Here is a 25171-nt window from a genome sequence, read left to right on the forward strand (position 1 = left end):
TGTTCAGGCGGCGACGCTCACGGCGCCGTCGTCGTCGACTTTGACGGTGCTTCCGCGATAGGCGTCGAACACACCGCGTCCGAGCCGCACCGCCATAGGCGTTTCCCAGCCCATTTCGCGCGCGACGATCAGGCCGAGCAGAAGAATGGCGTCCGGCTCGTGCAGGATAAGGGCTGCCGGCCCGCGGCCGTTGTGGACCAGTTCCATCAGCACTGCCGAAGCCGACGAGGAGCCGATAGTGCCCGGCAGGAACAGCACCCGGCCGGAAATCACCTCGCCATGCTGCGGGTGGCGGACATCGGCGATGCGGCCTGTCTTCGGGTCGACGCCGCCCCAGAAGCTGATCGGCGCCGTCAGCACCAGCGCTTCGCCTTTACCGGCCTTGCCCCGTACCAATATCTCCGTGGCGGCGCTCATGCGGCGAGGTCCGTGAAGCGCGGCTTGCCGGCGACCGCGCTTTCGACGCAATCGGCGAGCGAGGCATAGAGCACCGCATAGCCGGTGTTGCCCGGAGCGTAATGCGCGAACTTGCCCGAATTGGTCATAAGCACGCCGCCGGCAAGTTCCGGCATGATCGGCGTCACCACCACGCATGTGTCGGCAACGATGACGACCCCGCTCGCTTCGAGCCTCTTCCGCCGGCCGTCCTGCTCCAGGAAGGCAAGCACATGACGGCCGGTGCAGGCATAGATCGGCACGGCGAGCCGTCTTCCGGCAATCAGCCGCTCCAGCATCTCGAACTCGGCAAAGGACAGATGCGGGCTGCCAATGGCGACCGCATCGATGGTTTTCGGCACCGCCGCCGTCGACAGGCCGGCGCGAGCCTTCGCCGCCATCTGCGGCGTGACGTGGATCACCGCCTCCGGTTTCGGCTCGGCCAGAATGGTTTCGACGTTCGGCGCCTCTGGCGTGACGCCTGCAATGTGGAACAGCCCGACCGCGCCGGAGGAAGCGGCAGCGGCGCCGAAGGCCTTTAGCGCGTCGTCGCCGGGATGATTGGCGATGCCGACGACGACGCCGATCGTATCCCCGACCTCGCGGCCATAGAGGCTGCCCAGCACCGGCCAGGCGATCTCGGAAGCGAGGAAGGAAGGCAATAGGCCCGAGACGTCGAACACCAGCCGCGCCCGGCGGTTCTCGGCCAGGTGCAGGCCATAATCCGGTGCGCGGCCGGTGATGGCGCAGGCGATGTCGAGGAAATCGCCGTAGCGGTTGGTGCGGGCGCCCAGCACCGAATTGCAGAACACCACCGCATTGGACTCGCCCCAGGCGACATCGCTGCCCTGTGCCGGCCTGTGCCCGGCCTGATAGGGCGCGCAGGTCCAGCTTTGTTCGCAGCCGAGCTTGCGATAGGCATCCATCATCCGCCGCGCCATGCCGCGCTGCGGCTCTTCCAGGCGGATGCGCGAGCAGCCCGTCAGGTCGAGCGCCCCGACATTGAGCGTCGAGCGCACGGCAACACTGGCGCCGCCTTCGACCAGCCGCTCGGCGAACAGCGTGCCGGAATCGCCATGATAGAGCGCGCCGTCGATATGCGCCGAACAGATCGGGATCAGCCCCGGCGCGCCGAGCAGGCGCGCGCTCTCGGCGACGATGCGCATCGCCATTCCCGCGCCGTCCTTACCGGCGGCGGTTGCCTGTTCCTCCGGGCTGAGCGCGAGGCTCAAGACAGCACCTTGCGCATGGTGATCGAGGTCGGCCTGTCGTAGCCCGCATGCGCGGTGCGCCCGGTCTCGCGAAATCCGAGCCGGGCGAAGGCCGCGTGGTTCGCCGTAAGCTCGATACGCGTCTGCAGCTCGAGGGCCTGCTTGCCGCGTCGGTGGGCAAGATCGTCGACGGCCTGCATCAGCCGTCCGCCTATGCCTTGCCCCTGGAGGCTGGGCTCGACGGCAAGCTTGCCGACATAGAAATCGTCTGCCCGCTCCAACGCAAAGACGCAGCCGACGATCCGGCCGTTCTCCATGGCCAGGAACGCCGTTTCTTGCCCCGCCTTGCTCTTGAGGTTTTCGGGTGTGAGATGATGCGCCGAGGATGGCGGGTCGATGACGCGGTCCATATAGGCGAAGGCGCGCCGGATCAGCGTCAGCAATTCGTCCCACTGCGCGAAGTCCGGCGGAAGCTCGCTGACGAGGAGAGTAACCGACTGATCCATGCGCTCAGACCGCCTTGTAGCGGACGGTGTCGAAACATGCGGTCAGCCCGTCGTAAAGCAGCAGCCGGCCGACCAGCGGCTCGCCGATGCCGGCGATCAGCTTGATCGCCTCCATCGCCTCCAGCGTGCCGATGACGCCCGTCAGCGCGCCGACGATGCCGGCAACGGCGCAGGATGGCACCAGCCCTTCGGGCGGCGCTTCCGGAAAAAGGTCGCGGTAGCCTGGATTGCGCTGGCCATTGGCCCCCGTTTCAAATGGCTTCAGCACCGTCACCGAGCCGTCGAAGCGGCCAACGGCGGCAGTGACCAGGGGCTTCTTTTCCTGCGCGCAGGCATCGGCCAGAGCATAGCGTGTCTCGAAATTGTCGGAGCCGTCGACCACGATATCGTATTGGGCGACGAGGGCAGGGGCATTTTGCTCGGTCAGTCTGAGGCGATGCAGTTCCGCCCTGACATTGGGGTTGATGCGCATGATCGCCGCCGAAGCGCTGTCGGTCTTCGCCATGCCGATCGTATCGCTGCCATGGATCACCTGCCGCTGCAGGTTGGACAAGGAGACATCATCGTCGTCGACGATGCCGAGCGTGCCGACGCCGGCCGCCGCGAGATATTCGAGCACAGGGGCCCCAAGCCCGCCGGCGCCGATCACCAGCACCCGCGCCCGCTTCAGCTTCTGCTGGCCGGGGCCGCCGATTTCGGGCAGCACGATGTGGCGGGCATAGCGCTCAAGCTCTTCGTCGGTGAGTGCAGCATTCGTCATGGCCGGACCATATAGCGGGCAGGAAACCTTGTCATGCACATGCAAGGCGAAGCCTTGTCACTGACATGCAAGGCGAAGCCTTGTCATGCATATGCAAAGCGAAGCGAAGCTTTGTCACTCACATGCAAGGCGAAGCCTTGTCCCGCAGGACAAATCGTCGTGCAAGGGGCTTTCAACTCTTCGACAGTTCAGCCGGTCGGGCCGACGCTGCCGTGATCGACCGTCAGGAATTGCGCCCGCCCGGCAAGGCTGGAAAACAGCGCCGCGTCGGTGCCGGTCATGAAGGCCTGGCAGTTGAGCTCTTCGAGGATGGAAAACAGCGCAGTGCGCCGGCCGCTGTCGAGATGCGCGGCGATCTCGTCGAGCAACAGGATCGGCGTCAGGCCCGACATCTCGCCGGTCAGCCGCGCATGCGACAGCACGATGCCGACAAGCAGCGCCTTCTGCTCGCCGGTCGAGCACAATTCGGCCGGCATCGACTTCGGCCGGTGGCGGACCGCGAGGTCGGAGCGGTGCGGACCGTCGAGCGTGCGGCCGGCGGCGCGGTCGCGCTCGCGGCCATTGGCGAGTATGGCGCGAAATCGCTCCTCGACGTCGACTGCCGGTGTGACCGCGATTTCGCTTTCCAATTCGCCGGCGAGGCTGATGTCGGCCTGCGGAAACGGGCCGCTGCCCGGCAGCTTGTCGATCATGGCCGCAAGCAGCCGCACCAGCTCGGCCCTGGCCGCCGCGATCGCCACCCCGGTTTCGGCCATCTGCATCTCGATCGCGTCGAACCAGCCGGTGTCGCGCGAGCCTTCCGTAAGCAAACGGTTACGGCCACGCATCGCCTTCTCGTAATCGAGCGCGCGCTGCCCGTGGCCGGGGTCGATCGCCAGCACCAGTCGGTCGAGGAAGCGGCGGCGGTCGGCGGCCGGCCCTGGAAACAGCCCGTCCATCGCCGGCGTCAGCCAGACGACCCGCAGCCATTCGAGCATATCCTCGGCCGATTTTGCCGGCGCGCCGTTGATGCGCACGCGCCTGCCGCCTTCCGCGGCACCATCGCCGCCGGCAATGCCGGTGCCGATTTCGACCTGACCTTCCGGTCCTTCGATGCGCGCATGCAAGGCAAAGCCGCCATCGCCGCCCTCGCGGGCGACGTCGGCGTAAGGCGCGCGGCGCAGCCCGCGCCCCGGCGTCAGCAGCGAAACGGCTTCGAGCAGATTGGTCTTGCCGGCGCCATTGTCGCCGGACAGCACGACAGCGCCGGGGCCGAGATCAAGCGAAAGTCCCGCATAGTTGCGAAAATTTGTAAGTGTAAGCTTACTTATATAGCTCTGCTGCCGAAGCTGTTTGGCGTCCGAGGTCACGGCGACATGTGAGGCCTGCTAGAGCAATTCCAGGAAAAGTGCATAGCGGTTTTCCGTCTGGAATTGCGTCAACAAAAGAGACAAAGCCTAGACCCGCATCGGCATCAGCACGTAGAGCGCGGTTTCGTCGGCCATGTCGTGGATCAGCGTCGGAGACCCGGCATCCGCCAGCATGAACTTGGCTTCCGAACCGGTGAGCTGGGCGGCGACGTCGAGCAGATATTTGGCGTTGAAGCCGATCTCGATCGGGTCGGACGAGTAGTCGGCCGCCAGCTCCTCGGTTGCGCTGCCGGAATCCGGATTGTTGACGGCGAGCGTGAGCTGGCCGTCATTGATCGACAGTTTCACGGCTCGGCCGCGCTCGGACGAAATGGTCGAGACGCGGTCGACGGCGGCGGCAAAGCTCTGGCGGTCGATAACCAGCTTCTTGTCATTGCCGGTCGGGATGACGCGCTGATAATCGGGGAAGGTGCCGTCGATCAGCTTCGAGGTCAGGATGACGCTGCCGATGGTGAAGCGGATCTTGGTATCCGACAGCTCCGTCGTCACCGCGATATCCGGGTCGTCGACCAGCTTCTGCAGCTCGCTCACCGTCTTGCGCGGGATGATGATGCCGGGCATGCCTTCCGAGCCTGCCGGCGCGTCGATCTCGGCGCGCGCCAGTCGGTGCCCGTCGGTCGCGACCGAGCGCAGCTTCAGCTTGCCGCCCGCCTCATGCGTGTGCAGGAAGATGCCGTTGAGATAGTAGCGCGTCTCTTCGGTCGAGATCGCGAACTGCGTCTTCTCGATCAGGCCCTTGAGCGCTACCGAATCGAGCCGGAAGATGTGCGAGAAGGAGCCGGCCGAAAGCTCCGGGAAATCGGACTGCGGCAAGCACTGCAGGCGGAAGCTGGAGCGCCCGGACGTGACGGTCATAGCGTTGCCGTCCTCGTCGGTCTTCAGCATCACCTCGGCGCCGTCGGCCAGCTTGCGCACGATGTCGTAGAGCAGATGCGCCGGAACCGTCGTCGCGCCGCCGCGCTCGACCTTGGCCGGCGTGGCTTCGGTCACTTCAAGGTCGAGGTCGGTGGCCTTCATTTCCAGGCTGGCGCCCTCGGCGCTGAGCAGCACATTCGACAGGATCGGTATGGTGTTGCGCCGCTCCACCACGCGATGGACGTGGTTGAGGGACTTCAGGAGATTGGATCGTTCCAGGATAACACGCATGACGAAACAGGCTCGCTTCAATGAATGAGCGGGTCACCGGGCGGCGGCGCCCCGCAAAAAGCTCCGAAAAGCTCAGAATCTATGTAAGCTGACAGTAAAAACCCTGCAAACGCAAGCCCGCGCCACCGGTTCCAGCCGGTTGCGCGGGCTTTCTGGGGATAAAGCGGGCGAAGCGCTCAGGCCTGCTCGTTGATCAGCCTTCTGAGCAGTTCGAGTTCCTGCGCCAGCGTGTTGTCGGCGCCGGAAAGATCCTCGATCTTGCGCACGGCGTGTAGGACCGTCGTGTGATCGCGGCCGCCGAAACGGCGTCCGATCTCCGGCAGCGAGCGCGGCGTCATCACCTTGGACAGATACATCGCTACCTGCCGCGGTTTGACGATGGTGCGCGTGCGGCGGTTTGAGAGCAGTTCCGTCTTCGAAACGTTATAGTGGCGCGCCACGATGCGCTGGATGTCCTCGATACGCACCCGCTTCGGCTCGCCCGAGCGGTAAATATGACCGAGGATCTCGTCGATGCGGTCGATAGTGATCTGCGGCTCGAAGGACTGGCGAAACAGAAGCTGGTTGAAGGCGCCTTCGAGCTCGCGCCCGCTGCCCGTCACCGTTCTGGCGACGTGATCGAGGATCTCATCCGAAATGTCGAGCGAGGTATCGTCGATCTTGGCAGTGGCAAGGCGCAGCTTCAGCATGCCGAGGCGCATGCCGAAATCCGGCGCCGACATTTCGAGCGCCACGCCGCCGTTGAGGCGCGAGCGCACCCGCGGCTCCAGCGACTCCAGTTCAGACGGCGGCCGGTCGGCGGCGACCACCACCTGCTTGGCGCTGTCGAGCAGCATGTTGATGAGATGGCAGAACTCGTGCTGGATCGACTTGCCCTGCAGGAACTGCATGTCGTCGATTATCAGCAGATCGATGTCGCGCAGCTGCTCCTTGAGCGTCAGCGCATTGTTGTCACGGATCGCGGTGGCGAAGCGCCACATGAAATATTCCGCCGTCAGGTAGACCACGCGCGATTTCGGATTGTGCCGCAGCGATTCCGCCGCGATCGCCTGCAACAGATGCGTCTTGCCCAGGCCGACGGTCGCATGGAGAAAGAGCGGGTTGAAGCGCACCGCGCTGGACTGCGATTCCGCCACCGCCTTGGCCGCCGCGAAAGCAACACGGTTCGAAGGGCCTTCGATGAACGAAGTGAAAGTGTAGCGCGGGTCGAGCGGCGACCCCAGCACATTGTGGCGGAACTCGGTCTCCACTGGCACGCCCTGGCGGGGCGCCGGCGTCCGTTCCACCCGACCGGCGCTCGCGGTGCCGGCGGCAAGCGCGGTCTGGGCCTGCTTGGTCATCTTGCGCGCCGGCGCGATCTCCGGCTCGACATTGTTGCGGCCCTGCCGCGTGGCGGTCCGCACGACGATCTCGATCTTGAGAAGGTCGGGATCCTCGTGCCTCCACAGTTCGGCGATAAGATCAAGGTAATGACCGTTGATCCACGACCGCAGGAAGGCGGTCGGTACGGAGATGCGGACCATGCCGCGCGACGCCTCGGCAACCTTCATGCGGCCGAACCAGCTCGAATAGACCTCGGCTCCCAGACGCGCCTTCAATTGGGCCTTGACCCGCTCGAACTTCTGTTCAGCGTCGCTGGATGCCGCCATGTCGTCCCCTCCGACGATAGTTGCTGGGAATGGGAGTTCGCCCGCAATCTCCCCTTCGATGCCGCTCTGCATGATCAAGTTCCTTGTCTCTCGTACCCTTTTTCCGCCGGGAGTGCGCCTCCTGCACCCTGGGTCCGGCGACGTTTTTCGCTGCGCCTCTATCGCCGCCGCCGGCGATATCGTTGCAACGTTGCGCAAGGGACCTCTGCCGGCTCTCGCAAGCCGGCTTGATCATGCCAAGACAATGCAACACCGCCCGGCGAAAATGCCGGCCCAACGTCGACTGCCATGTACAATTACGCCAGTCCCCTACCCGCACCGAAGAGACAAACCAAGCCGCACGCGGAATTGCTCCGCGTCATGAATTCCGCCATTTTTTGCTGGCCGATTCAGGCTGGGTTAAGGGCAGGTGCCCGTCCCTTCGATGGATGGACATTACCGAAATCGCTGTGGATAGGGCAAGGCCACGTCTAACGGATTTTTAACGAATCTGGTTACCGGAGACGTGTTCAAAGCAGGTGCCACTGCGGCCCATTTTCATAAAGCCATTGTGATTCAAACCCTTTTCCGTGGAATGTGATAAAGGCCACACCTTCGGAAATTTTCTGAAATAATTCTCTTGACAGCTACTTGTCCCCCGCCGCTCCTTCGCGAGTTGAACAAGCTGTGGATGACCGTCTGTAAGCTTTTGAAAAATATATGGATTTTGTGGCAGGCTCATCTGTGGCCGTGCCCGCATCTAGCGGTCGTCGACATGAGCGATTATGTATATGCCGGCAAAACATTGGCTACTTTGAAATTCGGCCCAATCGTAGTTGTCCGACCGTTCTTTTTAAGTACTTGCCGGCAAACGAAAAAAACCCGGCCTGTGCGGCCGGGTTCAAGGATAACGGTTCTAAAGGGAAGTCGGTCAGGCCGACAGCACCTTGACCCGCTGGGCTAGCCGCGAAACCTTGCGGGAAGCCGTGTTCTTGTGGAGGACACCCTTGGTTGCGGCGCGCATCAATTCCGGCTCCGCGGCCTTGAACGCTTCGAGCGCAGCAACCTTGTCGCCGGCGGCGAGCGCCTCTTCGACCTGGCGAACATAGGTGCGGACGCGCGACCGACGGTTCTTGTTGATCGCCGCGCGGCGGGCGATCTTGCGCGTTGCCTTTTTGGCCGAGGACGTATTGGCCATGATGCCTCTCTTCTGATCTGGTGGGCGCCAGCGGGTCGCAGGGCGCAAAAAACAAACGGGCAGCCACGGGCCGCCTCGGTTGGTGCGGCTTATAGTTCAGCTTTTCCGGCGCGTCAACGCCGCTTCGCGGTCTTTTTGGGGCTTGAAGCCGTACCGCGCTGAAACGGGTCTGCGCACCTAAAGCAGTTGTCTTTGTGTATGCCCGGCTTCTTGCCAAAATCGCGGCACGCATTAGGCCGACAAGCCCTAGTGGTTGCTGAAATTCGGCTTCCGCTTCTCGACGAAGGCGGCCATACCCTCCTTCTGGTCATCGAGCGCAAACAGCGAGTGGAAAAGGCGGCGCTCGAAGCGCAGCCCCTCGGCAAGCGTCGTCTCGAAAGCGCGGTTGACGGCTTCCTTTGTCATCATCACCGACGGCAGGGAAAACTCGGCGATCTTCGCTGCCGCTTTCAGCGCCTCCTCGACCAGCTCGGCCGCCGGCACCACTCGCGACACCAATCCGCAGCGCTCGGCCTCGGCAGCGTCCATCATCCGCCCGGTCAGGCACATGTCCATCGCCTTCGACTTGCCGACGAAGCGGGTCAATCGCTGCGATCCGCCCATGCCCGGCATGACGCCGAGCGTGATCTCGGGCTGGCCGAATTTTGCGTTGTCGGCTGCGATGATGAAATCGCACATCATGGCTAGCTCGCAGCCGCCGCCAAGCGCGTAGCCGGCGACCGCGGCGATGATCGGCTTGCGCGCACGGGTGAGTTCCTCCCACCCGACGAAGAAGTCTCCAGTATAGGCGTCGACAAAGGAGATCGCCTGCATTTCCTTGATGTCGGCGCCGGCCGCGAAGGCTTTTTCCGAACCCGTGAGCACCATTGCGCCGATGCCGGCATCGGCGCCGAACGCATTCACCGCCGCCACGATCTCGGCCAGCACCTGCGAATTCAGGGCATTGAGCGCCTTCGGCCGGTTCAGCGTGATCAGCCCGACCTTGCCGCGTGTCTCCACGAGAATGGTTTCATAGGCCATGGCATCGTCTCCTCGCTTCGATTGAGGAGACCGGTCTAGCTCACCGCTGACAGGTCCGGCAATAGAAGGTCGATCGGCCGCTCTGCACGATGCGTTCGATATGGCCGCTGCAGCCCGGCTTCGGACAAGGCTCGCCTTCGCGGTCATAGACCGCGAAGGAATGCTGGAAATAGCCAAGCGACCCGTCTGCCTGGACATAGTCGCGCAGCGAGGATCCGCCGGCGGCGATCGCGTCGGCGATGACCGAGCGGATGGCGGCGGCCAGGCGTTCGCATTGCTCTTTCGCTCTCTTGCCGGAGCCGGCTATGGTGCCGGCTTCGCGCAGCGGCGACAGGCCGGCGCGCCACAGCGCTTCCGACACATATATGTTGCCGAGCCCGGCGATCAGCCGCTGGTCGAGCAACGCGGCCTTGAGCGGCGATCTGCGGCCTTCGAGCAGCGAGGCGAGCAGGGGACCGTCGAGCGCATTGCCGGTCGGCTCGATGCCCAGCCCCGCCAGCATTGGATGCGTGTCCGGCGCGCCTTCGGCAAACAGCATGAAGCCGAAACGGCGCGGGTCGTTGAAGATGACGCGGGACCGCTCGCCCTTCGGGGAGTCGACATCGAATACGACGTGGTCATGCGCCGCGCTCTTCGAGCGCTCGTGATGGAAGCTGCCAGGAATTTGTCCGTTCCCATCGGTTTCGACGCGGAACGATCCCGACATGCCGAGATGGCAGATCAGCACCGGACCGTTTTCGATGTGCATCGTCAGATATTTGGCGCGCCTGCCAAGCGCCGTCACGGTCTTGCCGGCAAGCCGCTCCGAGAACCGTTCGGGAAAGGGAAAGCGAAGGTCTGGCCGTCGCGCCTCGACATTGACGAGCCGCGCCCCTTCCAGGACCGGCTGCAGCCCCCGCCGCACCGTTTCGACTTCAGGCAGTTCCGGCATGGCCGCCTATCGTCGCGAGGAAAGAGGTGCCGTGGCGGCCAGGCGCAAGCCCGAGATGATCCGCGATGGTTTCGCCGATATCGGCGAAGGTCGGCCTGAGCCCGATGTCGCCGCCCTTCAGTCCCGGCCCTATCCCGATCACCGGAACGCGTTCGCGGGTATGATCGGTGCCGCGCCAGGTCGGATCGTTGCCGTGGTCGGCGGTGAGGATGAGAAGGTCGCCCGACTTGATGCGCGACAGCGCTTCCGGCAGCCGGCGATCGAAGGCCTCGAGCGCTCCGGCATAGCCGGCGACATCGCGCCGATGGCCGAACTCGGTATCGAAATCGACGAAATTGCCAAAGACCAGATCGCCTTCGCCGGCGTCGTCCATGGCGGAGAGCGCCTTGTCGAACATCGCCATGTTGCCGCCCGCCTTGCGCACCTCCGCGATGCCGCGATGGGCGAAGATGTCGCCGATCTTGCCGACGGCGATGACCTTGCTGCCGCGCTCGGTCAGCCGGTCGAGCAAGGTCGGCTCCGGCGGCGGCACGGCATAGTCGCGGCGGTTGTGGGTGCGCTGGAAGGTGGCGCTTGTCTCGCCGACGAAGGGCCGCGCGATCACCCGCCCGATGTTGAGCGGATCGACCAGCCGGCGCACCGTCAGGCAAAGCTCGTAGAGCCGCTCCAGGCCGAAATGCGTCTCGTGCGCGGCGATTTGCAATACGGAGTCGACCGATGTGTAACAGATGGGCTTGCCGGTCCGGATGTGTTCCTCGCCGAAGCGCTCGATGATCTCGGTTCCTGGCGCATGGCAATCGCCGAGGATGCCCGGCACCTTGCCTTCGCGGATGATCGCGCCGGTCAGCTCGGCCGGGAAGGCGGGCACGGTGTCGGGAAAATAACCCCAGTCGAAACGCACGGGCAGGCCGGCAATCTCCCAATGGCCCGACGGCGTGTCCTTGCCGCTAGAGACCTCCTGGGCAGCGCCATGGAACGACGCGGCAAGCAGCGGCGCGTCGAGGTCGACCGTCAGCCCGGTTGCCGTCTTGGCCGCGCGGGCAAGCCCGAGCGACATCATGTTGGGGACGGCGAGCGGTCCGCGGCGCAGGCCTCCACGATCCGCGCGGCCCTCGGCGCAAGTCTGCGCGATGTGTCCGAATGTGTCGGCGCCGGCATCGCCGTAGCGTTCGGCATCGGCCGCTCCGCCGATGCCGAAAGAATCGAGAACGAATAGGAAAGCCCGCGCCATAGGGGTGCCATCGTGCCAATCTAACCAGCCAGACATAGAGTTCCGCAGCGGCGTTGGCAAATCGGATACCAGACCGCAACGGCTTGGTGCAAAGTGGTGCGGATCGAGAGAGTGCGGCAAGAATGGGCATGGGCGCAAAATCGACGGCAAGCCAGGCATTGAGGACCTGCGCGGCGGCTCTCGCGGTGCTCTCCGCGGCCCCGCCGGCGCATGCCGACTGGCGCGCCGACATCGGCACGTTTCGCATAGGAATCGTCGCCGAGCCTGGAGGCGGCAACACGGTACCTGGTCTGGCGCGCTTGACGGATGCCTATACGAACGCTCTCGGCATGAAGGTCGAGTTCGTCGTTGCTCGCGACTATGCGGCATTGATCGAGGCTCAGGCGAGCGGCCGCATACAGTATGCGGTCTATTCGGCGCTCGCCTATGCTACGGCTTCGGAGCGCTGCGGCTGTGTCGAGCCGCTGGTGGCGCCTGTCGATGCCGATGGAGCCGCCGGCGTCCGTTCCGTGCTGGTGACGCGCGACGGCAAAGTGCCGGGCCTCACAGCGATCGCCTCGCATCGGATCGCCATCGCGCCCGCCGACAATGTCGTCGGTTCCCTCCTGCCGCTGACCGAACTGGCCGGCGAAGGCGTGCCGATCGCGCAGGATTCACCTTTCCTGGCGCGCGCCTCGTCGGCCACCGCGGCCGAGGCGATGCTCGGCGACGGAGAAGCCGACGGCCTGTTCGGCTGGGAGCCTATCGGCGCCGACGGCCAGCCTACCGACACGGGCGGCACCATCATGCGGCTTGCGGCCGCCGGCGTCCCGAAGACGTCGCTTCGGGTGCTGTGGAGCTCGGCTCCGCTGCGATATGGGCCTCATGTGGTGCGCAGCGATCTCGACGCCGAAGCCAAGCGACGGCTGGCCGTGTTTCTGACCAATCTCAAGTCGCTGACCCCGGATGTCTACGATCTTCTGGAGCCGACGCACTCCGGCGGCTTCGAACTGGCCGTCTCAAAGGACTATGCAACGGCCCTGGCCATCGTGCGGCGGGAAACTGGCGGGGATTAGTCCGTCAGCAGTCGGTGCAAGGAACCGTAGGACCGCGGCGCGGCCTCAGATAGTATGTTTCGCCCATCGATATGTTGTTGAAGGCCGAGGTCAATCCAAGCGTCGACGAACTGTCGGCGGACCAGGTGATGATCGGCTTATAGCCGAGGTCGCTTTCCACCCGGACAAGGAAGGTGTTGCGGATATTCAGCGTCGGCGGAACGGTGGTGGGACTGGTCTTCGCCGAGTCGGCGCTATAGGTGGTGCCCACGAGCTTGCGCGACCAGGCCACCGTCGCCTTGGGCGATGCCTCGTCGGAGATCTGGATCCCGGTGATGATGATCGTCGGCGTAGAGCGATTGTAGGGCTGCAGCGTCGAGGTACCGATCTTCATGATCGCGTCGAGATCGGCCTTCGTGACGCTGGTCTGCTGCGTGACGAGATCCGCCACCATGCTGCCGATGCGGCTGACCTTCTTGCTGGTCTCGATGGCCTGCGAGGCTTCCATCGTGATGAAGTACATGATGAGCAGCACCGGCACGATGAAAGCGAACTCGATTGCCGCGACGCCGCGGCGATCGCGGCAAAACCGTGCCGCCTTGGCCACGAAAGCCGAAATTCGTCGCTGTGCCCCCGCACGGTACATATCCTGCCCCCACACCGCCTCAAGTCTCGGCCGGCCGCAATCTTGAAGCATGTCTCCCGAAGTGGACCCGGTTTCGGGAGACATGCCGACAATCAAAAAGCTGAAGCAGGTCGCGTCACGCGACCTGCCTTAGTCGTCGAATGGTTCGTTCTGCCAGGTCACCGATGCGAAGTGCAGCGTCTTGCCGCCATTCAGATTGGCCATTTGTTTGGCCAGGAAATCGGTGATCACCGGCCATTTGTAGAAAACCCGCAGCATGTTCTTCGATTCCGCCAGCCCCGGCGACACCGTGAAAGTCGTCGAGCTCGTGCCTGTCAGCACGATTTCGCCGTTCTGGATTTTGAAGCCCGCCGCCGCGGCGTCGGCGAAGGTCGGATATTCGCGCAGGTCCACCAGAAGTGAAGCATCTGACCCCGACCCGGGGCAGTTCGTGGCGACCATGATCTCCAGCCTGTCGCAGATCAGCGTCTTGATCGAGGCGTCGGTGACGTTGGCCTTCTTGAGCTGGCCGGTTCGCAACTGGCGCGCGATATCGTCGGTGGCGTTGGCCATCACTTCCTGGCCGGCGAACGAGATGCAGCTCTCCAGGATGGCGAAAACGAGCAAGGCGAACGGCATGGCCAGCATTGCGAATTCCAATGCCGTGCTGCCGCGCCTATCGCTCAAGAAACCGGGGCGTGCCTTTGCCTCGGCCTTGCCGTCCATGTCACCCTTGGGCGCCCTGCTCATGTTCCGTTCCTGCCGATCCTTGCAATGTCGGCTGCAACCTATCGACCACCCATTGAGGTCCGGTTTGGATCAGCGTTAAACTCGGTGGACTGCCCTTAACCCGCTGTTAACCTGCGGGCGCTTGCGTCCTTAAGCTCAGCGGGCTGCGTTCATTTCCGTTTCGGACGTTTTCTCAGCCTCGCTCTTGTACGAGCTTTCGCAATAGGGCGTGCAGGACATGGTCTGGACTTCGGCGCGTCGATAGATGCGCACCGAGGACGCGGCTTGTCGGACGACCGTCACCTGCTCATCTATGATCGGGCTGCCATCGGAATCGAGCACGACCAGATTGGTCACGCCGAAACCTTTGCCGGTGAGAACGACCGTCGAGGCGTCCTGCACGGCGGCATCGGCGATGGCCGGATTGCCGACGACGATCGTATCGGCCGCGCGCGACAACTTGACGATCTTTGCTTGATTCATGGTGACCTCGATGCCGGCGCCGGCGCTGGCCGGCATGACGGATGCGGCGACAGCCAACAGCGCGACGACTGAAAATGGCGATCTCGACGAGGTCATTGAAGCGCTCCGGAGCGGCAGACTGTTCAACGGAACATGAACGAAATTGGTGAACCGACGGTTAAGCGCCGCATGGCCGCGATAAGGATTGGCCGGCTCGGCGGTCATAAGCCTGAGAGCATACGCTGTTTTAGCGAAATCGCGGATGGGCCGGATCTCCGCGCTTTTCCTGCCCGCCACTCCGCCTCTGGAGGTTTAGGCCACGGTTAACCAAGCAACGGGATCGCCTCCGGAAAGGAATCGGTAAGGGTATTTATTAAGCCGATCGAAAGGGCTTCCCTCTAGATTTGGCACATCCGATCAACCGGCAAGAGAAGTTGACGGAAGTGCTGTAACACGTGGAGTAGGAGCTCTCGAATGTCTAACCTTATCGCACGTTTCGTGAAGGACGAATCCGGCGCGACCGCCATCGAATACGGTCTGATCGCCGCCCTCATCGCGCTCGCCATCATGGTCGGCGCTGGCCAGCTCGGCACTGCCCTGAACACCAAGTTCAAGGCAATTGCCAGCGCGGTCCAAAACTCCAACTAACAACAACCCGAGGACGACGAAGTCGCTCTCGACGACAAGGGCCGCCTCGAGGCGGCCCTTGTTCGTTGCAGCATCTGGTTGCGCGCGAATTTGATCGTCGGCACTCACCGACCGTTAATGGCGTGTGGCTAGACTGGGCGTGTTACTTTTCTCACGGCATTGTGTTGTCTCATGCTTGAAGCTGTAATCTTCGTCGTCTTTCCATTCTGCATGCTGTTTGCGGCGATCTCCGACATGCTTTCGATGACGATCGCCAACCGCGTGCCGGTGCTGCTCGTGGCGACGTTCGCTCTGGTCGCTCCTTTGACCGGGATGGACTGGGCCATTTATGGCGGGCATTTCGCGGCAGGTGCCCTGGTGCTGGCCGCGACGTTCGGACTGTTCGCGCTCGGCGGCATGGGCGGAGGCGATGCCAAGCTGCTGGCCGCGACCGCCGTATGGATGGGGCTCAACATCAATCTCATCGGCTACCTAGTCACCTCGACATTGATCGGCGGCCTGCTGACGGTTGCCATTCTGGCCTACCGGAAATCGCCATTTGCGGTTTACACCGGCCACAACCGTTTTCTCCGCCATTTCGCCGACGAGACCGCAGGCATTCCTTATGGCGTCGCGCTTGGTCTTGGCGGGCTCCTCACCTTTCCGGATTCTTCGTTGATGGTCTGGGCGCTGGATAGGCTCACGACCTAAAGCATATCTCCATCTTCAGATGCGCTCGGTGCGCTTCGGAGTCTGGCTTTACGCCTACCAAACAGCTTGTTGCCTTCGGAAAATCAGTTTCTGTGACAAGGGTTCTCGCGGCACTTGGCCGCCTTTTTTGTTAACGGCAAGGCGGTTCGGTCCAATTTGAGTAAACGTTAAATTAATCACGATCGTAAGCATTGCATTAACCTTGTTTTGACGATTGCGGCTGCAAAGTCCGGCTTGGCGAGGTGGTTTGCCTTGAGGCGAAGGGTCCGGACGAATGCCAGCATCCCGACTGATTATTCTGAGCGTGGCCGTGGCCGCGGCGGGTGGCGCGGGTTATGTCGCGAAGAACATGGTAGTGGCGCCGCCGGCTCAAGTCGTCGTCAACGCTCCCAAGCAGCCGGCGATCGCGCTGCAGGACGTGCTAGCGCTTTCCGGCGATGTCGCAATGGGCAGCCAGCTCGGTGACAACATCAGGTGGGAGCAGTGGCCGGCGAGCGGCATCAACGCCAATTTCATCACCCGTGCGGCCGAACCGGACGCAGTCGAAAAGCTGAAGGGCTCGGTGGCGCGTGTAGCCATGTATGCCGGTGAGCCGTTGCGGCGCTCCAAGCTGGTCGGCGAGGGGCAGAGCTTCATGTCCTCGATCCTGCCGTCCGGCATGCGCGCGGTCGCGACCGCCATATCGGCCGATACGTCCGCCGGCGGCTTCATCCTGCCCAATGACTTCGTCGACGTCATCATGACCCGGCGGGCCGACGCCAGCAATGGCGGCAGCGGCTTCAATACCGAGACCATCCTGAAGAACATCCGTGTCCTGGCCATCGACCAGACCATCCAGGAGGACGAGGAAGGCAAGAAGACCAGGGTCGGCCAGACCGCGACGCTGGAGCTAACGCCGCAGCAGGCGGAGATCATCACGGTGGCGCAGCAGATGGCGGACCGCCTGACCCTGGCGCTGCGTTCGATCACCGACACGAATGAGAAGAACCTGGGCGAGGCCGACTATCTGGTGAACGGCAATGGCCGGCGCGGCACGGTGCGATTGATCAAGTCGGGCCAGGTTTCCGAAGTGGGAGCAAGGAAATGAGGCTAATCGGCAAACTGCCCGTCATCGCGGCGGCCGCAATCGGCCTGTTCCTGATCGGCACCAATGCACCTGGGCTCGTCGAGGCAAAGGCCGCGAACAGGGCAGCGGGTGTGACGGCCTCGGTTGCCTCGCAGCGCGTCAAGCTCGGCCTCAATAAGTCGGTGGTCATCGACCTGCCGAGCGACGCCTACGACATACTCGTCGCCAATCCCGCGGTCGCCGACGCAGTGACGCGCACGGCGCGCCGCATCTATCTGTTCGGCAAGGCGGTCGGCGAAACCAACATCTTCGTCTTCGGTCCCAACGGCGAGCAGATCGCCAGTCTCGACCTGGCGGTCGAACGCGACGTGGCCGGGCTGGAAGACTATCTCAAGCGCTTCCTCCCGACGTCGCAGATCAAGGTCGAACTGCTGAACGACAACGTGATTCTCACGGGAAATGTCGATACACCGCTCGACGCCAAGCGCGCCGTCGACCTGGCCACCATCTTCGTCTCGGGCGGTGAAGCGACGACTGGCCAATATTCACAGACGGCCGCCGGCGGGTCCGCCAATGGCGGCGTCGACATCAACAATCCCGACCAGGAGCGCCGCGTCTCCAAGATCGTCAATCTGCTGCAGATCATCGGCGACGATCAGGTGACGCTGAAGGTGACGGTTGCGGAAGTCAGCCGCTCGGTGATGAAGCAGCTCGGCGTCAATATGATCGGCAACGGCGGCAGCAACGGCATTTCCTGGGGCGCTCTCAGCGACAATTTCACCGGCCTCGGCAAGCAGCTGTCCAACTCGAGCTTCAATGTCGGGACGTCCTCGATCCAGGCCTACATCAATGCCATGGAATCGGCCGGCGTTATGAAGACACTGGCAGAACCGACGCTCACTGCGGTGTCCGGCGAGAAGGCGACCTTCAAGGTCGGCGGCGAATACAACATGGTGAACAGCGTTTCGGCCAACGTCTCCACCGACAACCAGACGGGTCTGAAGACCTATTCCATCGAGAAAATCGAATACGGCATCGGATTGGAGTTCCAGCCGGTGGTCCTGTCACCCGGCCGCATCAGCCTGAAGGTGCGGACTGCCGTTTCCGAGCCGACAACCGAGGGATCGGTTTCGCTGTCCGACGGCGGGACAAGCCCCGGTATGAACGCTTTGTCGCTGCGTAAGCGCCTGGCCGATACGACGGTGGAACTGCCTTCCGGCGGTTCGATGATGATCGCAGGCCTTGTCCGCGACGACGTCAGGCAGGCCGTCAATGGATTGCCCGGACTGACCAAGATTCCGGTCCTCGGCGCGCTCTTCCGCAGCCGCGACTTCGTGCGCAACGAGAGCGAGCTCGTCATCATCATCACGCCCTATCTGGCGCGGCCAGTGGCGCGCAACGAATTGGCCAAGCCCGACGATAATTTCAATGCGCCGAGCGACGGCGCCGGCATGTTCCTCGGTCGCGTCAATCGCGTCTACGGCACCATGCAGACCGATAGGCCACCTGGCCGTTACCACGGCGTCGTCGGCTTCATCTACAAGTGAGCGGGAAAGCGGACATGTCGAACTCAACAACGAAGGCGATGACGATCGCAGCGGCACAATCCGGCCGCGGACGATTCCGCGGGGCGTCTCCGGTCCTGGCGATCGCCCTTGCGGCGTCGCTCACCGGATGCGCCAACTTCCATCGCGACAGTGTGACGGTGGGCTCCATTCCGGACGACTACCGCACCAATCATCCGATCGTTATCGCCGAGAAGAACCAGAAGATCGACCTCCCGGTCGGCGCCGGTGATCGCGGCATGACGGCTTCGCAGCGCGACACTCTGCTCGGCTTCCTCGACGGCTACGACAGGAGCGCCGCGCCGGCGCTGACGATCGCGGCCCCGGTTGGTTCCGCGAACCAGGCCGCCGCTCAGGCCGCGAGCCGCGATTTCGCCAGGCTTGCGATGGCCGCAGGCGTCAAGCGCAACAATATCATCATGACCTCCTATCAGTCGGCCGTGCCCGAGGCTTCGGCGCCGGTCCGCGTGGCCTTCGTGGCGGTGAGGGCACAGACCGACAAATGCGGGCGTTGGCCCGAGGATCTGACCCAGACTTCCGAGAACAAGCACTACGCCGATTTCGGGTGCTCCTATCAGAACAACCTCGCCGCCCAGATGGCCAATCCCAACGATCTGCTCGGGCCACGCAAGCAGTCCGACATCGATGCCGAAAATCGCGGCGCGGTGATCGACGTCTACCGGGCGAGAGGCATTTCGGATGAGTTCCTCGGCAATTCGGAAGTGACTTACTGAGCCCGCGCCGGATCACGGAAAGAGCATGACGATGAGCAACCTTGCCTACGACACGCCTGCGGATCCCGGCGATCTTTCGCAACAGGACATCGCCGCCATGCAGGCGCTGCGCCCGGTGCCGCGCATCTCGATCCAGGCTTTCTGCGAGACCGAAGGCGTCGCAAATCCGATCGGGCGCGCCGGCGAGGATCGTCGCATGGCCAAGGCCCATCTCAAGGTCCATATGGGCGGCATCGCCACCGCGATCGAATTCTACCAGTCGGCGCCGACGCCAAACCTGATCCTGCTGGAATCGCGCAGCGAGCCGAAACAGCTGCTGGAGCAGCTCGCTCAGCTCGCCGAATATTGCGATCCGACCTCGAAGGTCGTGGTCATCGGCCATTACAATGATGTCGGACTCTACCGGGAGCTTATCCGTTCGGGCATTTCCGAATATGTCATCGCGCCGGTCTCGATGACCGATATCGTCAGCGTCGTCTCGTCGATATTCGTCGATCCCGAGTCCGATCCGATCGGCCGCTCCATCGCCTTCATCGGCGCCAAGGGCGGCGTCGGCTCCTCGACGATCGCCCACAACGTCGCCTGGGCGATGTCGTCCTTGTTCAAGTCCGAAGTCGTCGTCGCCGATCTCGATCTCGCCTTCGGCACCGCCAATATCAACTTCGACCGGGACCCCGCGCAGGGCATCGCCGAGGCGGTGTTTTCGCCCGAGCGCGTCGATGAGGTCTATCTCGACCGGCTGCTCGCGCAATGCGCCGAGCATTTGTCGCTGCTGGCGGCACCCTCCACGCTCGAGCGCGTCTATGATTTCGATCCGGACGCCTTCTCCCAGGTCATCGAAACGGCGCAGCGCAGCGCGCCCTTGCTCGTGCTCGACGTCCCTCACGTCTGGAGCGGTTGGACCAAGAGCACGCTGATCAAGGCCGACGAGATCGTCATCACGGCCACGCCAGAACTCGCCAATCTGCGCAACACCAAGAATATGGTCGACATGCTGAAGCGGCTGCGTCCGAACGATCCGCCGCCGAAGCTGATCATCAATCAGGCGGGCGTTCCCAAACGACCGGAGATCGCGGCATCGGATTTTTCCGAACCGCTCGGCATCTCGCCGATGGCGGTGATCAATTTCGAGCCGCTGCTATTCGGCAACGCGGCCAACAACGGCCGCATGCTCGGCGAAATGGACGCCAAGAGTCCGATCGTCGGCACGATCAACGAAATAGCGCATGTGCTGACAGGGCGCAGCGAGATCAAGGCGAAGAAGAAGGCAAGCCTTGGCGCCATCCTCGGCAAGCTTTCACGCAGCAAGAAGTGACGCTCACTGAGCGGCATCGGGTAGTCGATCATGTTTGGTAAAAGAGGCACAGACGACGGCAGCCGGGCAGCTCCCGAATTCCGTCCGCCAGCACCTCCTCCGGCCGCTCCCGCTCCGGCTGGGACGATCGCTGTCGATCGGCCGGCCGCGCCCGCGCCGAGCACGCCCGCCGCGTCCCCCGTTCGCCGTCCGGTGGAGGCGCCGCCGATGGCGCCCGAGCCGCCGAAAAGGGTCCAGCGCGAGCGCAGCGAAACCTACTATGACACCAAGAGCCAGGTGTTTTCCGCGCTCATCGACACGATCGATCTTTCGCAGCTCGCCAAGCTCGATCCGGAAAGCGCGCGCGAGGAAATCCGCGACATCGTCAACGACATCATCGCGATCAAGAATTTCGCGATGTCGATCTCCGAGCAGGAAGAGCTGCTCGAGGATATCTGCAACGACGTGCTCGGCTATGGGCCGCTGGAGCCGCTGCTCGCGCGCGACGACATCGCCGACATCATGGTCAACGGTTCAAAGAACGTCTACATCGAAGTCAACGGCAAGGTCGAACCGACCAGCATTCGCTTCCGCGACAACCAGCAACTGCTCAACATCTGCCAGCGCATCGTCAGCCAGGTCGGCCGCCGCGTCGACGAATCGAGCCCGATCTGCGACGCGCGCCTTCCCGACGGCTCGCGCGTCAACGTGATCGCGCCGCCGCTGTCGCTTGATGGCACCGCGCTCACCATCCGCAAGTTCAAGAAGGACAAGCTGACGCTCGACCAGCTGGTCAAGTTCGGCGCCATCTCGCCGCAAGGCGCGGAGATCCTGAAGATCATCGGCCGCGTCCGCTGCAACGTCGTCATCTCGGGCGGTACCGGCTCGGGCAAAACGACGCTGCTCAACTGCCTGACCAACTACATCGATCGCGAGGAGCGGGTCATCACCTGCGAGGACTCGGCCGAGCTGCAGCTGCAGCAGCCGCACGTGGTGCGTCTCGAAACCAGGCCGCCCAATCTCGAAGGCGAGGGCGAGGTGACCATGCGCGATCTCGTCAAGAACTGCCTGCGCATGCGGCCCGAACGGATCATCGTCGGCGAGGTGCGCGGACCGGAAGTGTTCGACCTTCTGCAGGCGATGAACACCGGCCATGACGGCTCGATGGGAACGATCCACTCCAACAGCCCGCGCGAATGCCTGAACCGTATTGAATCGATGATCGCCATGGGCGGTTATTCACTGCCGCAGAGGACGGTGCGCGAGATCGTCGTCGGCTCGGTGGACGTGATCATCCAGGCGGCTCGTCTGCGCGACGGCTCGCGCCGCATCACCCACATCACCGAGGTGATCGGCATGGAAGGCGACGTCATCATCACCCAGGACCTCGTCCTCTACAACATCAAGGGCGAGGACGCGAGCGGCCGTCTGATCGGCGAGCATGTCTCCACCGGCATCGGCCGGCCGCATTTCTGGGATCGTGCCCGCTACTATGGCGAGGAGCAGCGCCTCGCCAACGCGCTCGAGGCCATGGAGAAACGCGCTGACTAGAGCAATTCCAGGAAAAGTGCGTAGCGGTTTTCCGTCCGGAATTGCGTAAAAACAAATACTTAGAGCGGGTCAGCGCTTTTGTAAAAAGCTGAACCGCTCTGGTGCATCTGGAGGTGTAGGGGCCCCGGTCGATGTTCGGAATTGACACCACGGTTCTGGCTTTCGTCGTGCTCGCGGGCCTCAGCGCCGGCGCGATAGCCTATGCCTTCCTGTTCAAGCGCATCGATAACGAGAAGCAGGCCGGCAAGCGCCTTGAAACGATCAAGACGGCCGAGACCGACCGATCGGTGGTGAAGGCTACGCGCGACCGCGCCGCGGAAGCGGTCAGACGGCGCAAGACGCTTCAGGATTCGCTCAAGCAGCTCGATGAAAAGCAGAAAACCAATGACCGCAACGTCAAGAAACCGCCGCTGAGGGCCCAGATCCGCCAGGCCGGCATGACCGTCTCCCTCGAGCGCTTCTACATCTACTCGGTGATCTGCGGCATCGTGCTTACGATCCTCGCCTTTCTTGCCGGCGCGCCGTTGCTGGTTCTGCCCGGCGCTCTCTTGGCCGGAGCCCTCGGCCTGCCGCGCTGGTTCGTCTCGTTTCGTCGCGCGCGCCGGGTGAAGGCCTTCCTGGAGGAATTCCCGAATGCCCTCGACATCATCGTGCGTGCGGTGAAGTCTGGTCTGCCGCTCAACGACGCGATCCGCCTGATCGCCAATGAATCCCCGGAGCCGGTCCGCTCCGAATTCCGCCGTATCGTCGATTCCCAGCAGATGGGTATGTCGATCCCCGATGCCACGATGCGCATGTCCGAGACCATGCCATGCACCGAGGCCGGCTTCTTCGGCATCGTCATCCAGATCCAGTCGCAGGCCGGCGGCAATCTCTCCGAAGCGCTGGGCAACCTTTCGCGCGTGCTGCGCGACCGCAAGAAGATGAAGGCCAAGGTACAGGCGCTGTCGATGGAAGCAAAGGCATCCGCCGTCATCATCGGCGCCCTGCCGTTCGTCGTCGCCTTTCTCGTCTATCTGACAAGTCCGAACTACATCATGCCGCTATTCACCACCAGCGTCGGCAATCTGATCCTCGGCTGCTCCGGCGTCTGGATGTCGATCGGCATCCTGGTGATGCGCAAGATGATGAACTTCGAAGTGTAGGGACGCGGATCCAATGACAGACCAGGTCGTCAAGACGCTAACCGATCCTTCGTTTCTTATCGCGCTCCTGGTCGGCATCGCGGTTTTTGCGACCGTCTTCACGCTCATGCCTGCGCTTGGCGGCAATCAGCTCAAGGCGCGCATGAAAACCGTGGCGCTCGAGCGTGATGAGCTGCGCGCCAAGCAGCGTCAGCGGCTCGCCAATGAAGCCGATCGCCGCCGCAAGGGTTTGCGCGAGGAACAGTCGATCGGCATGCGCAACATCGTCGAACGGCTGGATCTCAAGCGCGCGCTTGCCGACGAAGGCACGCTGCAGAAGCTGAAAGTCGCGGGCTTCCGCGGCCAGAATCCGCTGACGCGCTTCCTGTTCTTTCGTCTGATCCTGCCCTTCGTCGGATTCGCGCTCGCGGCGATCTATCTGTTCCTTCTCGGCGGTCTGGCGCAGCAGCCTGCCTTCATCAAGCTGTTCGTCTGCATTCTTGTCGCCTATGGCGGCTTCTATGCGCCGATCCTCTACGTCAACAACCGCGCCACCAAGCGCAAGCAGTCGATCCAACTGGCGTGGCCGGACGCGCTCGACCTGATGCTGATCTGCGTCGAATCCGGCATGTCGGTGGAAGCAGCGCTTCGCAAGGTCGCCGACGAGATCGGTACTCAGTCCGTCGCCCTCGCCGAGGAATTCGTGCTCACCAATGCCGAGCTCTCCTATCTGCAGGACCGCAGGGTCGCTTACGAGAACCTGGCAAGCCGCACCGGCCTGGATTCCGTGAAGGCGGTGACCCAGGCCCTGGTCCAGGCGGAGCGCTACGGCACGCCGGTGGCGCATGCGCTGCGCGTGCTCGCCTCAGAAAGCCGCGACATGCGTATGAATGCGGCCGAAAAGAAGGCCGCAGCACTGCCGCCGAAGCTCACCGTGCCGATGATCCTCTTCTTCCTGCCGGTTCTGTTCGCCATCATTCTAGGGCCGGCCGGCATCCAGGTCAGCCAGCGCGGCATCTTTGGCGATCAGCACAATTCCAGCAGCCAATAGGCGAAGCCATCGAAGTCATGACAGAAGCCGCGTGGCAGGCGCCGCGCGGCTTTGCTGTCTGGCCCAGCCTTGAAGCAATTCCAGGAAAAGTGTGTAACGGTTTTCCGTCCGGAATTGCGGAAAAAACAAACAGCTAGAGCAACTCGCGGTTTCCGTAGAACGATGACCTCTGTAGGTGCCGGGCAGTCAGTTGGTCGCGACCTTCGCCTTGCCCTTGTCCTGATCCTTGAGTTGGCTCCAGGCATTCTGCTGCGCAAGCATCTGGCGCAGATAGGCGATATTGGCCTGCGCCTGCTCCGGCGAAAGCTCCTGCGAGGCGATCTTTTCGGCCTCGTCGAAACGACCCTGCAGGCCGACGACCAGCGCCAGGTTCTGCCGCACCCGGCTGTCGGCGTTGGGTTGCTGCGCGGCCGAGCGCATATAGGTCTCGGCGGTGCGCAGATCCCCCTCCAGCACATAGGACATGCCGAGATTGGAAAGGATCGAGGGTTCGTTCGGCTTGAGCTCGAGCGCCTTCCGGTAGTCCTGACGTGCCTCGTCCCGCTGCCCCATCTGGTCGAGGATGGCGGCTTCCGCCGAAACCAGGCGCCAGTCCGGATATTCCGGCGTCTGCGCGCGGCGCACCGCATCGAGCGCCTGCTCGAACTGCCCGTTGGCGGCAAGCGCCTTGCCGTAGGCGGCGAGGACGTCGCGGTCCTTGGGGTAGGCGATCGCGAGCTTGCGCATCACCGCCAGCGACTGGTCGGCGTCGCCATCCATCTGCAGCGCCGCGGCATAGTTGGTGGCGATGCGTTTGTCGTTCGGGTTCCTGGCGTAGGATTCGCCGAGCCTGGTCGTGGCGCTGTGCAGTTCGCTGGCCGACATCGTTTCCAGGGGCCGGTTGTCGGAGCGGGAAATGGAGCCGGTCGTGAACTTGCTGGTACTGCCGCAGCCGGCCACGCTGGCCGCCAGCACCGCCATCAATGCCGTGGTGACCAGACGCTTGCTTGTGAAGGTCAACGCTTTGATCGGCATCGGCGCCTATCTCCATTCCTGCGCGGCCATTAAGCTGGCCGTCTTCCCTCCCACAGAAATATTCTGTTAACCCTAACGGATCGTTAAGAAGCCGACTCGCCGTGCCGGC

General features: G+C 63.2%; 25 protein-coding genes. 10 read left to right on the plus strand and 15 right to left on the minus strand.

From position 1 onward, the window contains the following. Positions 1 to 3: 3 nt before the first annotated feature. The 11 genes from P9228_RS04895 to P9228_RS04945 all read right to left on the minus strand — a co-directional run bounded on the left by P9228_RS04895 (position 4) and on the right by P9228_RS04945 (position 11475). The gene (locus P9228_RS04895) at positions 4 to 417 is read right to left on the minus strand and encodes a DUF126 domain-containing protein (RefSeq protein ID WP_095799332.1); all 414 of its coding nucleotides are present in this window, start codon (positions 415 to 417) and stop codon (positions 4 to 6) included. Further along, positions 414 to 1667 (minus strand): aconitase X catalytic domain-containing protein, encoded by a 1254-nt coding sequence (locus tag P9228_RS04900; RefSeq protein ID WP_278052546.1) that lies wholly within the window; start codon positions 1665 to 1667, stop codon positions 414 to 416. The genes P9228_RS04895 and P9228_RS04900 overlap by 4 nt, the downstream gene beginning before the upstream one ends. Beyond that, positions 1664 to 2152 carry a GNAT family N-acetyltransferase gene (locus P9228_RS04905; protein ID WP_278052547.1) on the minus strand — a complete coding sequence of 163 codons (489 nt, stop codon included), beginning with the start codon at positions 2150 to 2152 and terminating at the stop codon, positions 1664 to 1666. The genes P9228_RS04900 and P9228_RS04905 overlap by 4 nt, the downstream gene beginning before the upstream one ends. A gap of 4 nt (positions 2153 to 2156) precedes the next feature. After that, positions 2157 to 2912, minus strand: coding sequence for a molybdopterin-synthase adenylyltransferase MoeB (locus P9228_RS04910; protein WP_278052548.1), 756 nt, complete (start codon positions 2910 to 2912; stop codon positions 2157 to 2159). A gap of 188 nt (positions 2913 to 3100) precedes the next feature. After that, on the minus strand, positions 3101 to 4261 hold the full coding sequence (recF, locus tag P9228_RS04915; RefSeq protein ID WP_095824218.1) for a DNA replication/repair protein RecF: 1161 nt from the start codon (positions 4259 to 4261) through the stop codon (positions 3101 to 3103). An 87-nt stretch (positions 4262 to 4348) separates the two neighbouring features. Continuing rightward, the gene (dnaN, locus tag P9228_RS04920; protein ID WP_067324552.1) at positions 4349 to 5467 is read right to left on the minus strand and encodes a DNA polymerase III subunit beta; all 1119 of its coding nucleotides are present in this window, start codon (positions 5465 to 5467) and stop codon (positions 4349 to 4351) included. A gap of 176 nt (positions 5468 to 5643) precedes the next feature. Further along, positions 5644 to 7116 carry a chromosomal replication initiator protein DnaA gene (gene dnaA / locus P9228_RS04925; RefSeq protein WP_245322332.1) on the minus strand — a complete coding sequence of 491 codons (1473 nt, stop codon included), beginning with the start codon at positions 7114 to 7116 and terminating at the stop codon, positions 5644 to 5646. 910 nt (positions 7117 to 8026) lie between these two features. Next, complete coding sequence (gene rpsT / locus P9228_RS04930) at positions 8027 to 8293, minus strand: 30S ribosomal protein S20 (RefSeq protein ID WP_067324554.1); 267 nt, start codon at positions 8291 to 8293, stop codon at positions 8027 to 8029. Positions 8294 to 8539: 246 nt separating this feature from the next. Continuing rightward, entirely contained in the window at positions 8540 to 9313 is a 774-nt protein-coding gene (locus P9228_RS04935) for an enoyl-CoA hydratase (protein WP_067324557.1), read from the minus strand. 40 nt (positions 9314 to 9353) lie between these two features. Next, on the minus strand, positions 9354 to 10244 hold the full coding sequence (mutM, locus tag P9228_RS04940) for a bifunctional DNA-formamidopyrimidine glycosylase/DNA-(apurinic or apyrimidinic site) lyase (protein WP_278052551.1): 891 nt from the start codon (positions 10242 to 10244) through the stop codon (positions 9354 to 9356). Next, positions 10228 to 11475, minus strand: a complete 1248-nt coding sequence (locus tag P9228_RS04945) for a phosphopentomutase (RefSeq protein WP_278052552.1) — start codon at positions 11473 to 11475, stop codon at positions 10228 to 10230. The genes mutM and P9228_RS04945 overlap by 17 nt, the downstream gene beginning before the upstream one ends. 128 nt (positions 11476 to 11603) lie before the next feature. On the opposite strand from P9228_RS04945, the gene P9228_RS04950 reads away from it, so the two are divergent. Next, the gene (locus P9228_RS04950) at positions 11604 to 12530 is read left to right on the plus strand and encodes a PhnD/SsuA/transferrin family substrate-binding protein (protein ID WP_278052553.1); all 927 of its coding nucleotides are present in this window, start codon (positions 11604 to 11606) and stop codon (positions 12528 to 12530) included. A gap of 4 nt (positions 12531 to 12534) precedes the next feature. Here the strand turns inward: P9228_RS04950 and P9228_RS04955 are convergent, their stop codons facing one another. From P9228_RS04955 to P9228_RS04965, 3 genes are all read right to left on the minus strand, one after another. After that, a complete protein-coding gene (locus P9228_RS04955; RefSeq protein WP_127247652.1) occupies positions 12535 to 13155 on the minus strand; it encodes a TadE/TadG family type IV pilus assembly protein in 621 nt (206 codons plus the stop codon). 129 nt (positions 13156 to 13284) lie between these two features. Then, on the minus strand, positions 13285 to 13884 hold the full coding sequence (locus P9228_RS04960; RefSeq protein WP_278052554.1) for a TadE/TadG family type IV pilus assembly protein: 600 nt from the start codon (positions 13882 to 13884) through the stop codon (positions 13285 to 13287). Positions 13885 to 14019: 135 nt separating this feature from the next. Beyond that, on the minus strand, positions 14020 to 14442 hold the full coding sequence (locus tag P9228_RS04965) for a pilus assembly protein N-terminal domain-containing protein (protein WP_066996418.1): 423 nt from the start codon (positions 14440 to 14442) through the stop codon (positions 14020 to 14022). Positions 14443 to 14799: 357 nt separating this feature from the next. Between P9228_RS04965 and P9228_RS04970 the strand changes: the two genes are divergently transcribed. The 9 genes from P9228_RS04970 (at position 14800) to P9228_RS05010 (ending at position 24048) form a co-directional block, all read left to right on the plus strand. Further along, positions 14800 to 14973 (plus strand): Flp family type IVb pilin, encoded by a 174-nt coding sequence (locus tag P9228_RS04970; RefSeq protein ID WP_067324571.1) that lies wholly within the window; start codon positions 14800 to 14802, stop codon positions 14971 to 14973. 171 nt (positions 14974 to 15144) lie between these two features. Then, a complete protein-coding gene (locus P9228_RS04975) occupies positions 15145 to 15663 on the plus strand; it encodes a prepilin peptidase (protein WP_095799342.1) in 519 nt (172 codons plus the stop codon). 274 nt (positions 15664 to 15937) lie between these two features. Continuing rightward, a complete protein-coding gene (cpaB, locus tag P9228_RS04980) occupies positions 15938 to 16750 on the plus strand; it encodes a Flp pilus assembly protein CpaB (protein ID WP_067324575.1) in 813 nt (270 codons plus the stop codon). Beyond that, the gene (locus P9228_RS04985; protein WP_095799343.1) at positions 16747 to 18276 is read left to right on the plus strand and encodes a type II and III secretion system protein family protein; all 1530 of its coding nucleotides are present in this window, start codon (positions 16747 to 16749) and stop codon (positions 18274 to 18276) included. The genes cpaB and P9228_RS04985 overlap by 4 nt, the downstream gene beginning before the upstream one ends. A 14-nt stretch (positions 18277 to 18290) precedes the next feature. Continuing rightward, positions 18291 to 19028 carry a CpaD family pilus assembly protein gene (locus P9228_RS04990; RefSeq protein WP_095799344.1) on the plus strand — a complete coding sequence of 246 codons (738 nt, stop codon included), beginning with the start codon at positions 18291 to 18293 and terminating at the stop codon, positions 19026 to 19028. Between the two features lie 31 nt (positions 19029 to 19059). Next, entirely contained in the window at positions 19060 to 20343 is a 1284-nt protein-coding gene (locus P9228_RS04995) for a CpaE family protein (RefSeq protein WP_278052887.1), read from the plus strand. Positions 20344 to 20373: 30 nt separating this feature from the next. Beyond that, positions 20374 to 21873, plus strand: coding sequence for a CpaF family protein (locus P9228_RS05000; RefSeq protein WP_067324583.1), 1500 nt, complete (start codon positions 20374 to 20376; stop codon positions 21871 to 21873). 131 nt (positions 21874 to 22004) lie between these two features. Beyond that, positions 22005 to 23018 carry a type II secretion system F family protein gene (locus P9228_RS05005; protein WP_066996441.1) on the plus strand — a complete coding sequence of 338 codons (1014 nt, stop codon included), beginning with the start codon at positions 22005 to 22007 and terminating at the stop codon, positions 23016 to 23018. Positions 23019 to 23031: 13 nt separating this feature from the next. Further along, positions 23032 to 24048 carry a type II secretion system F family protein gene (locus P9228_RS05010; protein WP_066996444.1) on the plus strand — a complete coding sequence of 339 codons (1017 nt, stop codon included), beginning with the start codon at positions 23032 to 23034 and terminating at the stop codon, positions 24046 to 24048. 186 nt (positions 24049 to 24234) lie between these two features. On the opposite strand, the gene P9228_RS05015 is transcribed toward P9228_RS05010, so the two are convergent. After that, on the minus strand, positions 24235 to 25062 hold the full coding sequence (locus P9228_RS05015; protein WP_095799347.1) for a tetratricopeptide repeat protein: 828 nt from the start codon (positions 25060 to 25062) through the stop codon (positions 24235 to 24237). Positions 25063 to 25171: the final 109 nt, after the last annotated feature.

The organism is Mesorhizobium sp. WSM4898 (assembly GCF_029625845.1).
In the GTDB taxonomy this organism is placed as follows: Bacteria; Pseudomonadota; Alphaproteobacteria; order Rhizobiales; family Rhizobiaceae; genus Mesorhizobium.